The sequence below is a fragment of the Rhodococcus sp. Leaf233 genome, from assembly GCF_001426165.1.
Lineage (GTDB): Bacteria > Actinomycetota > Actinomycetes > Mycobacteriales > Mycobacteriaceae > Rhodococcoides > Rhodococcoides fascians.
This window is the reverse complement of the sequence record NZ_LMRO01000001.1, coordinates 1,020,386-1,033,560: the sequence shown is the minus strand read 5'-3', so window position 1 is coordinate 1,033,560 and position 13,175 is coordinate 1,020,386. Positions and strand designations below refer to the sequence as shown.

14 protein-coding genes are annotated in these 13,175 nt (G+C 65.8%); 8 read left to right on the top strand and 6 right to left on the bottom strand.

What is annotated here, in order from left to right; all coding sequences use genetic code 11:
- Window positions 1-161 precede the first annotated feature (161 nt).
- From ASH04_RS05100 to ASH04_RS05085, 4 genes are read left to right on the top strand one after another with little or no spacing between them, the layout of a single operon-like run.
- The gene (locus ASH04_RS05100; protein WP_032365502.1) at window positions 162-1,136 is read left to right on the top strand and encodes an ABC transporter substrate-binding protein; all 975 of its coding nucleotides are present in this window, start codon (window positions 162-164) and stop codon (window positions 1,134-1,136) included.
- Entirely contained in the window at window positions 1,136-2,287 is a 1,152-nt protein-coding gene (locus ASH04_RS05095) for an ABC transporter ATP-binding protein (RefSeq protein ID WP_057472858.1), read from the top strand. Before ASH04_RS05100 ends, ASH04_RS05095 begins: the two co-directional genes overlap by 1 nt.
- Window positions 2,284-2,946 carry an ABC transporter permease gene (locus ASH04_RS05090; RefSeq protein WP_032365390.1) on the top strand — a complete coding sequence of 221 codons (663 nt, stop codon included), beginning with the start codon at window positions 2,284-2,286 and terminating at the stop codon, window positions 2,944-2,946. The genes ASH04_RS05095 and ASH04_RS05090 overlap by 4 nt, the downstream gene beginning before the upstream one ends.
- Window positions 2,943-3,635 carry an ABC transporter permease gene (locus ASH04_RS05085; RefSeq protein WP_027498027.1) on the top strand — a complete coding sequence of 231 codons (693 nt, stop codon included), beginning with the start codon at window positions 2,943-2,945 and terminating at the stop codon, window positions 3,633-3,635. The genes ASH04_RS05090 and ASH04_RS05085 overlap by 4 nt, the downstream gene beginning before the upstream one ends.
- A gap of 79 nt (window positions 3,636-3,714) precedes the next feature.
- Here ASH04_RS05085 and ASH04_RS05080 read toward each other — a convergent pair whose 3' ends face one another.
- The 4 genes from ASH04_RS05080 to ASH04_RS05065 form a co-directional block, all read right to left on the bottom strand.
- A complete protein-coding gene (locus ASH04_RS05080) occupies window positions 3,715-4,914 on the bottom strand; it encodes an NAD(P)-dependent malic enzyme (RefSeq protein ID WP_032371946.1) in 1,200 nt (399 codons plus the stop codon).
- Window positions 4,915-5,159: 245 nt separating this feature from the next.
- On the bottom strand, window positions 5,160-5,453 hold the full coding sequence (locus tag ASH04_RS05075) for a hypothetical protein (protein ID WP_052053095.1): 294 nt from the start codon (window positions 5,451-5,453) through the stop codon (window positions 5,160-5,162).
- Window positions 5,450-6,064, bottom strand: a complete 615-nt coding sequence (locus ASH04_RS05070) for a MarC family protein (protein WP_027498030.1) — start codon at window positions 6,062-6,064, stop codon at window positions 5,450-5,452. The genes ASH04_RS05075 and ASH04_RS05070 overlap by 4 nt, the downstream gene beginning before the upstream one ends.
- Window positions 6,061-6,897: a PHP domain-containing protein gene (locus ASH04_RS05065; RefSeq protein WP_027498031.1), complete on the bottom strand. Its 837-nt coding sequence runs from the start codon at window positions 6,895-6,897 to the stop codon at window positions 6,061-6,063. Before ASH04_RS05065 ends, ASH04_RS05070 begins: the two co-directional genes overlap by 4 nt.
- A 79-nt stretch (window positions 6,898-6,976) precedes the next feature.
- On the opposite strand from ASH04_RS05065, the gene ASH04_RS05060 reads away from it, so the two are divergent.
- Window positions 6,977-8,065 (top strand): magnesium and cobalt transport protein CorA, encoded by a 1,089-nt coding sequence (locus ASH04_RS05060; RefSeq protein WP_027498032.1) that lies wholly within the window; start codon window positions 6,977-6,979, stop codon window positions 8,063-8,065.
- Between the two features lie 75 nt (window positions 8,066-8,140).
- On the opposite strand, the gene ASH04_RS05055 is transcribed toward ASH04_RS05060, so the two are convergent.
- On the bottom strand, window positions 8,141-8,734 hold the full coding sequence (locus tag ASH04_RS05055) for a suppressor of fused domain protein (protein WP_174557311.1): 594 nt from the start codon (window positions 8,732-8,734) through the stop codon (window positions 8,141-8,143).
- A gap of 70 nt (window positions 8,735-8,804) precedes the next feature.
- On the opposite strand from ASH04_RS05055, the gene ASH04_RS05050 reads away from it, so the two are divergent.
- The 3 genes from ASH04_RS05050 to ASH04_RS05040 all read left to right on the top strand — a co-directional run bounded on the left by ASH04_RS05050 (window position 8,805) and on the right by ASH04_RS05040 (window position 11,935).
- Window positions 8,805-9,521, top strand: a complete 717-nt coding sequence (locus tag ASH04_RS05050) for a metallophosphoesterase family protein (RefSeq protein WP_027498034.1) — start codon at window positions 8,805-8,807, stop codon at window positions 9,519-9,521.
- Complete coding sequence (locus ASH04_RS05045; protein ID WP_027498035.1) at window positions 9,511-10,374, top strand: hypothetical protein; 864 nt, start codon at window positions 9,511-9,513, stop codon at window positions 10,372-10,374. Before ASH04_RS05050 ends, ASH04_RS05045 begins: the two co-directional genes overlap by 11 nt.
- Before the next feature lie 124 nt (window positions 10,375-10,498).
- Window positions 10,499-11,935, top strand: a complete 1,437-nt coding sequence (locus ASH04_RS05040; protein WP_057472857.1) for an MFS transporter — start codon at window positions 10,499-10,501, stop codon at window positions 11,933-11,935.
- A gap of 66 nt (window positions 11,936-12,001) precedes the next feature.
- Here ASH04_RS05040 and ASH04_RS05035 read toward each other — a convergent pair whose 3' ends face one another.
- Window positions 12,002-13,171, bottom strand: coding sequence for an ABC transporter ATP-binding protein (locus ASH04_RS05035; RefSeq protein WP_032375493.1), 1,170 nt, complete (start codon window positions 13,169-13,171; stop codon window positions 12,002-12,004).
- Window positions 13,172-13,175 lie beyond the last annotated feature (4 nt).

Genomic DNA, 13,175 nt, shown 5'->3' with positions numbered 1-13,175 from the left:
ACAGATGCGAACGAGAGGGTAGTCGAACCAACCTTATGGGCACGGCGATGTCGACTACCATCCCGAGCAGCCCGAGTCCTGGTTCGGCGGTGTCCCCGGTGATCGGGCGGCACCCGTCGGAGTTGGGGCTTCGTCTGTGCCCGAACCGATGGAAGGACACCATGACCACCTCCCGAATCACGCGCGCGTTCTCCGCCCCGAAGGCAGTGGCGGCCGTTGCCGCGCTCGCCCTGTCGGTCACCGCACTGACCGCCTGCGGCGGAAATTCGGATCCGCTCTCGAGCGGAGGCGGCGAGAGCAACGACGACACGAACTCGATCATCGTCGGCTCGGCCAACTTCCCGGAGTCCGAGACCGTCGCGAACATCTACGCAGAAGCATTGCGCGCCAACGGTTTCGAGGTGAGCACCAAGCTCAACATCGGTAGCCGCGAGGCGTACATTCCCGCCGTCCGCGACGGCTCGATCGACCTGATTCCCGACTACACGGGCAACCTGCTCCAGTACTTGGACGAATCTGCCACGGCCACCTCGTCCGAGGACGTGCTGGCGGCACTGCCCGCCGCACTCGGCGACGACCTCTCGGTGACGGCCCAGGCACCCGGCGAGGACAAGGATGCCGTCGTCGTCACCCGCGCGACCGCAACCGAGCGCAATCTCAAGACCGTCGGCGATCTCGCACCGTTCTCTTCGGAGGTGACGTTCGCGGGCACGCCGGAATTCCAGGAGCGCGTCGGCGGACTGCCGGGCCTGAAAGCGAAGTACGGCCTGGACATCTCCCCCGGTAACTACGTGCCCATCTCCGACGGCGGCGGACCAGCCACGGTCGAGGCACTCGTGTCGGGCCAGGTCGTCGCGGCGGACATCTTCACCACCTCGCCTGCCATCGCGCAGAACGATCTCGTGGTTCTCGAAGACCCGGAGAACAATTTCGCCGCTCAGAACGTCATCCCGGTGCTGCGGACGTCCAAGCAGTCCGACAAGCTCACTCAGGTTCTCGACGCCGTCTCGGCGCAGATCACCACCGAAGAGCTCATCGCACTGAACACGTCGGTGTCCGGCGACCAGAAGGTCGAACCGGCTGCGGCGGCAACGGCGTGGGTCAAGGACAAGGGTCTGGACCAGCCGGTCAGCTGATGATCACCTTCGAGAACATCACCAAGACGTACCCGGACGGCACCACGGCAGTCGACTCGTTGGACCTAGTGATCCAGCCACACTCGTTCACCGTGTTCGTGGGGCCGTCCGGCTGCGGCAAGACGACGTCGATGCGCATGATCAACCGGATGATCGCGCCCACCTCGGGTGTCATCACGGTCGACGGCCGCAGCATCGCCGACACCGACGCGGTGAAGCTGCGCCGAGGAATCGGCTACGTCATCCAGAGTGCCGGGCTGCTGCCCCACCGTTCCGTCGTCGACAATGTTGCGACGGTTCCGGTGTTGAACGGTCAGTCCCGGCGCGCGGCCCGCAAGGCGGCGCTCGAGGTACTGGAACGAGTGGGCCTGGATCCGGCTCTCGCGTCCCGCTACCCGGCGCAGCTGTCCGGCGGGCAGCAACAGCGCGTCGGGGTGGCCCGCGCGCTCGCCGCGGACCCACCGATTCTGTTGATGGACGAACCCTTCAGCGCCGTCGATCCGGTGGTGCGTGAGGATCTGCAGACCGAGATGCTCAGGCTGCAGGCCGATCTGAAGAAGACGATCGTGTTCGTCACGCACGACATCGACGAGGCCGTGCGGCTGGGCGACCACATCGCAGTCTTCGGACCGCAGGGTCGTCTGCAGCAATACGACAAGCCCGAGACCGTGCTCGCGGCACCGGCGACGTCGTTCGTGGCGTCGTTCGTCGGCCGCGACCGCGGCTACCGAGGCCTGTCTTTCCGCTCCGCGCAGTCGGTGACGATGCATCCGATCCATACCGCGACCGAGGACGAAATGAGCACCCTGCGACTCGACCAGGGGCAGTGGGTTCTGGTCGTGGACTCCCAGCGTCGTCCCCTCGGCTGGATCGACGCCACCGGCGTCGAGAAGGTACGCGGCGGCGGCAGCCTGGACGAGAGCACCGCGGCCGGTGGGTCGCTGTTCCTCGAGGGCGGCGATCTACGGCAGGCGCTCGACTCGGCGATCTCGTCTCCGTCGGGAATCGGCGTCGCCGTCGATTCGACCGGTGCCGCCGTGGGTAGCGTCGACGGTGCGGAGATTCTCGAAAACCTGGCCGTACAGCGCAAGTCGGAGGACGAGGAGCGCAATCGCCACCACTTCGGCGCGACCGGGAACGACGCACAGTGACCTGGCTGTTCGACAACTTCGGCGTTGTACTCGGGTACACGAAGACACATCTGTATCTGTCGCTCGTGCCCCTGCTCATCGGACTGCTCATCGCCGTTCCGGTCGGCACCCTGATTCGCAATACGCGGTGGGTCCGCCGAATCACGTTGACGGTGGCCAGCATTGCGTTCACGTTGCCGTCACTGGCACTGTTCGTCACCATTCCTGCGGTCGTGGGACTGCCTGTGCTCGATCCGCTGAACGTGGTGATCGCACTGACGGTGTACTCCACGGCTCTGCTCGTTCGCGCGGTTCCGGAGGCACTCGATTCGGTTCCGTTCGCCGTCGTCGATTCGGCTCAGGCCATGGGCTTTTCGTCGTTACGACGGGCGGTGACCGTCGAGCTCCCCCTGTCCTTGCCGGTGCTCATCGCCAATATTCGAGTTGTCACGGTCACCAACATCTCGTTGGTCTCGGTGGGTTCGGTGATCGGTATCGGTGGTCTCGGCCAGCTGTTCACCCAGGGCTACCAACGTGACTATCCCGATCAGATCTTCGCCGGCATCATCTCGATCGTGTTCTTGGCGTTGATCTTCGACGCCGCCCTGTACCTGGTGGGCCGTCGACTCACGCCGTGGACCCGGCAGGGCAGCTCGTCGACGAGGAAGGCGCGCGCATGAATCTGTTCTCCGAAGCGTTCTCGTACATCCTCGACGGTGCCAACTGGGCCGGGCCGACGGGAATCGGCGCTCGACTGCTCGAGCACATGTGGTATTCGCTGTTGGCCGTTGTGCTTTCGGCCGCTGTCGCGATTCCCATCGGACTGATCATCGGTCACCTGCGCCGCGGCGAAGCGGTGGTCGTCGGACTGGTCAACGCTCTGCGCTCACTGCCGACTCTGGGTGTGTTGGTGTTCCTGGTCCTGGTGATCGGATTGGGTCTGATCCCGCCGATCATCGCGCTGGTCCTGCTCGGGATACCGCCGCTGCTGGCGGGCACCTACTCGGGAATAGCCAACGTCGACGCCCACGTGGTCGACGCCGCCCGTGCAATGGGGATGACCGAATCACAGGTGCTGCTGCGGGTAGAGATCCCCAATGCACTCCCACTGATCCTCGGCGGACTACGGAACACCACCCTGCAGATCATCGCCACCGCGACCGTTGCGGCCTACGTCAACCTGGGCGGGCTCGGTCGCTACATCTTCGACGGTCTCGCGCTCTACGACTACGGCCGGGTTCTTGTCGGGGCGATCCTCGTCGCGCTGCTCACACTCGTCGTCGACGGCCTTCTCGCCCTTGCGGTGTGGACGTCGGTGCCGGGAACCGGTCGCCTCCGGCGCATGCCGACCGGACTGGCAAAAGTCTGACGACGACTCACGCAAACTAAAAGCACCCCGAACCACCGGCCCGGTTAGGGCGGGGTTCGGGGTGCTTTTTTCTGTTTTCCTACGCGACGCCCTCGGCTCGCGCTGCTGCCGCAACTGCGTCCGCAACGGCCGGGGCGACGCGAGGATCGAGTGGGCTCGGGACGATTCTGTCCGCGGCCAACTCGTCGCCGAGAACCGAGAGGATTGCCTCGGCAGCGGCGAGCTTCATGCCTTCGGTGATACGGCGTGCACCGGCGTCGAGCGCGCCCTTGAACACACCGGGGAAGGCCAGAACGTTGTTGATCTGATTGGGGAAATCGCTGCGTCCGGTCGCGACGATGGCCGCGTACTTCCTGGCCACCTCCGGGTGGATCTCCGGATCCGGGTTCGAGAGCGCGAACACGATGGACTCGGGGGCCATCGAGGCGATGACGCTCTCGTCCACCTTGCCTGCGGACAGTCCCAGGAACACGTCGGCTCCGGCCAGCGCATCGCCCGGTCCCCCGCTCAGTCCACGAGGGTTGGTCCGTGCGGCAAGGTCGGCCTTGACACCGGCGAGGTCACCGCGGTCCGCCGAGACGACGCCCTTGGAATCGAGGACCACGACGTCGGAGATGCCGGCGGCGAGCAACATGTTCGCGCACGCAACGCCTGCAGCGCCTGCACCCGAGACGACCACTCGAAGCCCGGCCAGTTCCCGGCCCTGTACCCGTGCGGCACCCGTCAGCGCCGCAAGGACGACGATGGCGGTGCCGTGTTGGTCGTCGTGCATCACGGGGCAGTCCAGTGCCTCGACGACGCGTCGTTCCACCTCGAAACACCGCGGGGCGGAGATGTCTTCGAGGTTGACGGCTCCGAAACTGTGTCGCATGCGCACGATCGTCTCGACGATCTCGTCGACATCGTGGGTATCGAGCACGATCGGGATGGAATCGAGGCCGGCGAACTTCTTGAACAGCGCTGCCTTGCCCTCCATCACCGGCAACGACGCGCGAGGACCGATGTCGCCGAGGCCGAGCACCGCGGAACCGTCGGAGATGACGGCGACCAGTCGGTCGGTCCAGGTGTAGCGCTTGGCCAGCGCCGGGTCGGCGGCGATGGCACGGCTGACCTGGGCCACTCCCGGGGTGTAGGCGATCGAGAGATCGCGCTGGGTCTCGAGCGGCGCGGCCAACTGGACCGAAAGCTTGCCGCCGAGATGCCCGGCGAAGATCTCGTCGTCGGTGATCGCGGCCGCAACTGCCGATGGTGTTCCTGTGGTGTCTTCGACTGCCGTCACGGTGAAAGCTCCTCGCACTGTCGGCCTCGACGAGGCAACACGTGTCTACGAAGTGATTGATGCTCGAAAGGGTCGCGGACTACCGGAGGGCGCCAGTACTGGCTGCCGACTGCCGAAAAGCGCGTCTCGCACGTGCGGCGGGTGTGCCTGCACAGTCAACGATGGGCTGTAGCCGCATCGCTGTAACGGCCCAAGTGTGCCATACCGCCCACCGACCTGACCACAGAGTCAGAAACCAGCGTGAACTACTGCCACCATTGGGTCCACAGGACGAGACCGGTGACCACGAAGACCACGATCGCTCCGAGGAATGCGGTGAATCCGCGTCGGTGATCGGCGATCCGCTGCGCTGCGATGGCGACGACAGCGGCAACGATGTGCACGGTGACCGACAGCGCGCCCGGTCCCGGGTAGCCGCGGGACTGACCGAGATATTGGGTGACGCCGACGCCGATCGCCAGCACCAGCAGTCCGGCGGTGACGATGCCGCTCAGCCCGCGCAGGAAGCGCAGTCCGGCGCCCGCTCCGGCCCCGCTCATGCTCCGGCCACGAATCCGCGGACGGAGTCCGCGATCAACTGCACTGCGATGGCGGCGAGCAACAGGCCTGCGATGCGCGCCAGCAGCGAAATGCCGCCTTCGCCGAGCAGCCGGATGAGGACGGTGGAGAATCGTAGAATCACGAAGAACAGGACGTGAATCGTGATGATGCCCAAGGCAATTGCGAGCAACGAGCTCGCGTTGCCGTCGGCCTGACTGACGTAGACGATCACCGCGGCGATGGCTCCGGGGCCCGCCATCAACGGCGTTCCCAGCGGCACGAGTGCGACGTTGACGTCCTCGGCCGCCGCGTCGCCGCCCGCGCCCTTACCGGTGAGCAACGACAGCGCGATGAGCAGGAGCAGAAGTCCACCCGCGCCCTGCAGTGCCGGAATGCCGATGTGCAGGTAGCTCAGAATGGCCTGGCCGCCGATCGCGAACACCGAGATGACGGTGAGCGAGACCGCGGGTGCCTGCCATGCGGCCTTGTTGCGCACTTCCTTGCTCTTGCGTCCCACCAGGGACAAGAACACCGGAATCGCGCCCGGTGGATCCATGATCACGAACAGCGTGATCAGAACCGTCAGGTACAGCGTCACGTCGAAGTTCATGACCGGGCCGCCGCGATCAGTCGGTCGTACTGCTCCGGGTCGGTGGTGTACTCGCCCAGCTTCACGGTCTTGTTGGTGCCGTGATAATCCGAGGACCCGGTGACGATGAGGTCCAACTCCGCGGCCAACTCGGCCATCACCACGGTGTCCTCCGGCGAGTGGTCCATGTGGTGGACTTCCACACCGCCGAGCCCGAGCGGGGTGAGTTCTCGGATGTGGTCCAGATCCAGGATGCGTCCGCGCTTGCGGGCCCGGGCATGCGCGAGCACGCTGACGCCGCCTGCGGCGGCGATCATCTCGACGGCGACGTCGAGTGGAGTGTCGACCTTGCCCACGTAATACTTGCCACCCGTTGCCAGCGGACCGGCGAACGCCGCGTCCATGTCCGAGACGTAGCCAGCCTCGATCAGAGCCTGGCCCAGATGGGGACGACCGGCGGCCTCCCCGGCCGAGGCGAGAACCGCGTCGGGATCGATGGGCAGGCCGTCCGCGGCCATGTTCTCGGCGATGGCCCGCAGCCGGGTCACCCGCTCACCGCGCAGTCGTGCACGCTCGGCGGCGAATGCCTCGTTCTCGGGGTCGAACAGGTACGCCAGCAGGTGCACCGGGACGGGCGTGCCGTCCTCCCCACGACCGGTGCACGACAGTTCCATGCCGCGCACGAGCGTCAGGCCGGCAGGCGATGCGGCAGCGGCCTCGTCCCATCCGGCCGTGGTGTCGTGATCGGTGAGCGCCACCACCGACAGGCCCGCTGCCGACGCAGCGCGAACCAGCTCGGCCGGGCTGTCGGTACCGTCGGACGCTGTCGAGTGGGTGTGGAGATCGATGAGCACCAGAACAGTGTCCCAGGCGTACCGCCGTGATGTTCCGGGCCCACTGTTCTGTCGTTTTCCTGGCGTACGATTGCCCGCCATGCCGTCCCTTCCACCGCGTCCCTCACTGCCCTCGCTGCACCGACGAGGAAACAAGGCCGTTCCCGATTCGAGTCCACGGATACCGGTGCCGACGGCGCGCGCCATCGTCGACTGCGCTGTCTACGTCGACGGCTCACGGCTACCCGGCCGGTTCACTCACACTTCCGCGATCGCCGAAGTACGAGCCCGCGGCGAGGGGTTCGTCTGGGTGGGCCTGCATGCGCCGGACGACCGTCAGATGAACGCGATCGCTCAGTGTTACGACCTGCACGAGTTGATGGTCGAGGACACCGTGCACGCGCATCAGCGGCCCAAGCTCGAGCGATACGACGACGTCGCATTCCTCGTCCTGCGCACGGTCAAGTACGTCGAACACGAGTCGGTGACGACGGCGAACGAGATCGTCGAGAGCGGCGAGATCATGGTGATGGTCGGTCGAGATTTCGTCATCACCGTCCGACACGGCGAACACTCCGGATTGGCCGGCGTGCGCCAGCGCCTCGAGGACAATCCGGAGCAGCTCGCGCTCGGCCCGTCGGCGGTGCTGCACGCGGTTGCCGACCACGTCGTCGACGAGTACCTGGCCGTCACCGACTCGATCGAGAGGGACGTCGACGGCATGGAGGAGGAGGTGTTCTCTCCGCATCATCACGTGCCGATCGAGAACATCTATCTGCTCAAGCGGGAGGTCGTGGAACTGCGCCGGTCGGTGACCCCACTGTCGACGCCTCTCGCACGGCTGGTCCAGGAGCCCAGTGTTCCGAAATCCGTCCGGCGGTACCTGCGCGACGTGCAGGACCATCACACCACTGTCGCCGAACGTATCTCCGAATACGACGAGGTACTCAGCTCGCTCGTCGACGCCGCCCTGGCTCGGGTGACGATGCAGCAGAACCTCGACATGCGCAAGATCTCGTCCTGGGTGGCGATCGCGGCGGTGCCGACCATGGTGGCCGGCATCTACGGCATGAACTTCGACAATATGCCCGAGCTGCACTGGACCTATGGGTATCACACGATCGTCGCGATCGTCGCCTGCGTGTGCGTCGGTCTGTGGCGAACGTTCCACAAGAACAACTGGCTGTAGATTCCCACGCCAGGGACGAACTCCGACAGAAACGGGTAGCAACCGAAAGTTGACACCCTGTGCGCAGGAGCCCGATCAGAGGCTGGCTGCGGACCGGTTGGGGTCTCGAACGTCGATCCCCGCTTCCTTCCAGGCCTCGCGCAACGCATCCGCCCCGCGTAACCGCACCCAGGCGGCCTCGGTTCCGGTCAACGGCACCGCGGCGAAGAAATGAACCGGATCGAAAGGCTCCGGCAGCGGCAGGTCCGCAATGTCGCTCGGCCCGAGCAGCACGGCCGTGAACGGCGCGTTGGTCCACAGCGGCTCACCGAGATCGAGCAGGGCGTCCTCCACCAGCACGACGCCCTCCACCGCAGGCGAGGCCGCGAGCACGGCCAAGCTCTTGTGGACGCCCGACGCCACGCCTGCGCCACCGCGAAGGGTCAGTACCAGTTCGGCGCGAGGGCCACGGGACGGATCGGCGACCATGTCGTTCGGGTCTGCCATGGGATGACGCGAGCAGCCGAGGCTGACGTACCGCACCACCTCGGAGTCCGCTCCGAATCGCAGCACGTCCAGTGACTCCAGGCCGAGGAACGTCACGGACGCGGACGACGGGTTGTCGTCGCCGATCTCGGTCACCAGGTGTGCGCGTACCGCGGTAATGACACTCTCGCTCACGAGACCCATCCAACACCACCGGTGCCCGAGAAGTCCGTTCGGAGGTGCCACCGCGGACGAGGTGGGTACCGTCGTACCCGTGGTATCCGTTCTCGCTGTGTCCGACGAAACGATCGAATCTCTGTGGAGTCCGCAGGTGAAGTCGCTTGGCGTCGATCTGATTCTCGGCGCGGGCGACCTTCCGTTCGATTACCTCGAGTATCTGACCGATGCGTTGAACGCTCCGTGCGTGTTCGTGCCCGGCAATCACGACGCGGACCTGACGGGTTATTCGGCCGGGAAGGCCGGCTGGATGCGCGCCGGGCTGCCTGCCACCTGGCCGGGGCCGGTGGGTGCGATCAACGTCGACCGGCGGATCGTGTCCGCTGCCGGTCTGCGTATCGCCGGTCTCGGCGGGTCGATCCGCTACAACGGCGGACCCAATCAATGGACGCAACGTCAGCAGCGCAGACGCTCACGCACCCTCACTCGAACATTCGCGTGGAATCGCAACGTCCGCAAGGACGTACGGCCGGTGGACATTCTGCTCACTCACAGCCCACCCCTCGGAGTCGGCGACGACACCGACCCGGCACACGTCGGCTTCGACTGCCTGGACGAGGTGACGCGTCGGCTCTCCCCACAGTTGTTGTTGCACGGCCACATTCATCCACACGGCCACACCCCGGACGATCTGGCCCTGCACGGGGCGGCGGTGATCAACACCGTCGGATACACCCTGCTCGACGTCGAACCGGGTGGGCAGCGACAGCACGTCGAAGCACCGAGGATCGTGAGGCGCAGACATGGCACGTGACACCGGATTTCCGGCCGCCGACGCGGAGAACGACTTCACCCGCCAGCGTCGACGCGCCGACGTGGCGAGACTCGTCGGGTGGCTGCGGCGTCAACCCGACGACGTCAACACCATCCTGCCGTTCGACGAGGTGGTCGCTGCCCTCGGCAAGGTCGGTGAACGGCACCTGGGTCTGCAGGTCATTCGCGTCGAGACCATCGTCGGAAGTGTCGACCGCACCCGGGACTTCGACAGGTTCTTCAGGCCGACCTCGGCGCGGATCAGGGAACGCTGGCAGCGGTTGGCGGCGGCGCAGCGCCGCGGTGAAGCGATGCCGCCGATCCAGGTGTACCGCATCGGCGGCATGCACTTCGTCGTCGACGGGCACCACCGGGTGTCGATTGCGTTCGCGATGCATCGCACGACGATCGACGCCGTCGTCACCGAGATCATCACGCGTATCTCCCCCGAGGGCATCACCCGGCGCGGCGATCTGTTGATCAAGGATCATCGCCGCATCTTCCTGAGTCGCGTGCCCCTGGTGGGACGCGCACGCGAGGCGGTACAGGTCACCGACCCGTTCGATTACGCGCAACTGAGCGAGTCGGTGGAGGCCTGGGGATTTCGGCTGATGCAGGAACTCGGGGAGTTCGTCGACCGCGGAACGGTCGCACGACGCTGGTTCGGTGAGGAGTACCTGCCGGTGGTCCGCATGGTCCGGGCGGCCGAGATTCTCGAAGACCGCACCGATGCCGAGGCCTATCTGTGGATGAGCCGTGAGCGCTATCGGCTGGTGCGCGAGCACGTCTGGAACGACGAGATCGTCAGTGAACTCCGGCAGAAGGCCCTGGGGAAGCCCAACCGGACGCAGTAGCTCCTCCGAGGCACCTCGGCTCACACCGGGGAAACCGGTACCCGATAATTAATTAGATGCGTTCAACATTTTAGTTCGATCGGTTCGTATTTTCGGTTGTCATAGGTAACGAGGTAGCTCTTCCATGTCCACCCGCCGCACGCTGCTGCCAGGACTCTGTTTCATCGTCATGACCCTCGCCGTCCTGCAGACGATGGTCGTTCCCATCGTGGGCACCATCGGCACCCAACTGGGCGTCAGCACCACCGCTGCCGGGTGGGTGCTGACGGCGAACCTGTTGGCCGCGGTCATCGCCACCCCCGTCATCGGCCGACTCGCCGACCTGCACGGCAAACGCCCCGTGCTCATCGGCGTCCTGACCGTCGTGCTGGCCGGGTCGCTGCTGGCAGCGTTGACCGATTCACTGACCTGGCTGCTGGTCGGCCGCATTCTGCAGGGCGTCTCGTACGCCCTGTTCCCCATCGCCCTGGCGGTGTTGCGCGACGAGATGCCACCGCGCGCACTCGTCGGCTCGATGTCGATCCTGTCCGGCACTCTCGGCGTGGGCGGCGGATTCGGATTGGTGCTGACGGGGCTGCTCACGGCCAACGGTGCCGACTACCACCGCGTCTTCTGGCTCACCGTCGCCATCGTCGTGGTTGCACTCGGCATCGCGTGGTTCGGTGTCCCGGCCCGACCGCGCAGCGGCAGCGGGTCGGTCGACTGGTGGGGTGCCGTACTTCTGGCGGGCACACTCCTGCTGCTGTTCCTGGCCCTCACCCAGGGCCGGACGTGGGGCTGGGGTTCGGTGGCCACCATCGGATGCGCTGTCGCGGGCGTGCTGCTGGGAACCGTCTGGTGGATCTTCGAGAAGCGCATCGATGCCCCGCTCGTCGCACCCCGCATGCTCACTCACGGGCCACTGCTGGCCACCAACGTCGCCACCCTGTTCGTCGGCGTCGGAATGTTCGCCAACTTCCTGGCCTGCTCCTACTTCGTGCAGACCCCACGTGCCGTCGCCGGCTACGGATTCACGGCCAACGTTCTGGAAGCCAGTGTCGTGTACCTGCTACCCGGTGCAGCGGTAGGAGTGGTGGCCGCGGTGATCAGCGGTCGCCTCATCAGATCGTTCGGGCCGCGCCGAGTTCTCGTCGGCGGCGCGGTGATCGGCGTTCTCGGATTTGCGTTCGTCGCGGTGGCCCACGATCACACGTGGCAGCTCATCACCGCGGGCATCGTCATCAACACGTTCGTCAGCCTCGCGTTCGCGGCCCTGCCCAACCTGCTCATGGCCGAGGTCAGCGCGGCGGACACCGGCGTGGCCAACAGCGTCAACTCGATCGTGCGCACCGTCGGCACGTCGATCGCGAGTGCGTCGCTGTCCACCGTGCTGGCGATGTTCACCATCGACGGCACAAACGTGGCCCGCGAGAGCGCGTACACCGCAGCCTTCGTCGCCGGTGCCGTGGCCTGCGCCGTCGTCGCTGCGGCAGCCCTGGCCATCAGAAGCACCCCGGCAGCGCGGCAATCGGTGCGGGTTGCCGAGTCCGAACCGAACACCACGTCGAACGTGCCACTGTAGAGCCTGCGGCATGTGAGTGGAACTTCGTAGTGGGCTACGAAGTTCCGCTCACATGGGCGTAGCGCTCTACAACGTCAGGTTCGCACCCGACGCCTGGTCGAACACCGAGATCTTGCCCGGGTCGAACCACAGTTCCACCTGACCACCCTCGGCGGCCTTGGATTCGGCTGCCAGACGCGCGACCACCTGTGCGCCACCGAGATCGGCGATACCGGCATCGGCGGCCAGCTCCTGGAGTTCGCTGGACTCGACCTTGGCACCCTTCAGCGTGAAGTAGACGTACTTGTCGCTGCCCATGGACTCGAGCACGTCGACGGTTGCGGTGAAGGTGGCACCGCTCATCTTCTGGTAGCCGTCGATCAGTGCCGCGTCCTCGAAGTGCTCGGGACGGATACCGACGACCACCTCGCGGCCCGGGTTCTTGGCCTTGATCGCGTCCATTCGCTCGAGCGGGATCTCGATGTCGCCGAGGGCCGTGGACACTCCGTTCGAGGTGAGCTGTCCCGGAACGAAATTCATCGAGGGCGATCCTATGAAGCCGCCCACGAACAGGTTTCGCGGCTTGTCGTAGAGCTCCTGCGGAGAACCGATCTGCTGCACCAGCCCGCCGCGCAACACCACGACGCGGTCGCCGAGGGTCATGGCCTCGGTCTGATCGTGCGTGACGTAGACGGTGGTGGTGCCCAGACGCTTCTGCAGCCGCGAGATCTCGGCGCGCGTCTGGACTCGCAGCTTGGCGTCGAGGTTGGACAGCGGCTCGTCCATCAGGAAGGCCTTGGGGGTGCGAACGATGGCGCGTCCCATCGCAACTCGCTGTCGCTGACCACCGGAGAGGTTGGCGGGCTTCCGGTCGAGGTGCTGACTGAGATCTAGGATCTTGGCAGCCTCTTCGACCTTGTCGTTGATCTCGGTCTTGGAGAGCTTGGCGAGCGTCAGCGGGAAGGCGATGTTCTGCCGGACCGTCATGTGCGGGTACAGCGCGTAGGACTGGAACACCATCGCGATGTCGCGATCCTTCGGCGCCTTCTCGTTGACGCGCTCCCCCGCGATCCGCAGCTCACCGGACGAGATGTCCTCCAGCCCGGCGATCATGTTGAGCGTGGTGGACTTTCCGCAGCCGGACGGTCCGACGAGGATGATGAATTCGCCGTCGGCGATGGTGATGTCGACGTCGCTGACGGCAGCGGCGCCGTCCGGGTAGAGCTTGGTGACTTTGTCGAGAACGATTTCGGCCATGACG

What these genes read in the sequence shown, in the direction of transcription:
- ASH04_RS05060 (WP_027498032.1), top strand. Translation starts at nt 6,977, where the DNA reads ATGCCGTCCCTTCCACCGCGTCCCTCACTGCCCTCGCTGCACCGACGA.
- ASH04_RS05100 (WP_032365502.1), top strand. Translation starts at nt 162, where the DNA reads ATGACCACCTCCCGAATCACGCGCGCGTTCTCCGCCCCGAAGGCAGTG.
- ASH04_RS05085 (WP_027498027.1), top strand. Translation starts at nt 2,943, where the DNA reads ATGAATCTGTTCTCCGAAGCGTTCTCGTACATCCTCGACGGTGCCAAC.
- ASH04_RS05095 (WP_057472858.1), top strand. Translation starts at nt 1,136, where the DNA reads ATGATCACCTTCGAGAACATCACCAAGACGTACCCGGACGGCACCACG.
- ASH04_RS05055 (WP_174557311.1), bottom strand. Translation starts at nt 8,734, where the DNA reads ATGGGTCTCGTGAGCGAGAGTGTCATTACCGCGGTACGCGCACACCTG.
- ASH04_RS05070 (WP_027498030.1), bottom strand. Translation starts at nt 6,064, where the DNA reads ATGAACTTCGACGTGACGCTGTACCTGACGGTTCTGATCACGCTGTTC.
- ASH04_RS05075 (WP_052053095.1), bottom strand. Translation starts at nt 5,453, where the DNA reads ATGAGCGGGGCCGGAGCGGGCGCCGGACTGCGCTTCCTGCGCGGGCTG.
- ASH04_RS05040 (WP_057472857.1), top strand. Translation starts at nt 10,499, where the DNA reads ATGTCCACCCGCCGCACGCTGCTGCCAGGACTCTGTTTCATCGTCATG.
- ASH04_RS05035 (WP_032375493.1), bottom strand. Translation starts at nt 13,171, where the DNA reads ATGGCCGAAATCGTTCTCGACAAAGTCACCAAGCTCTACCCGGACGGC.
- ASH04_RS05045 (WP_027498035.1), top strand. Translation starts at nt 9,511, where the DNA reads ATGGCACGTGACACCGGATTTCCGGCCGCCGACGCGGAGAACGACTTC.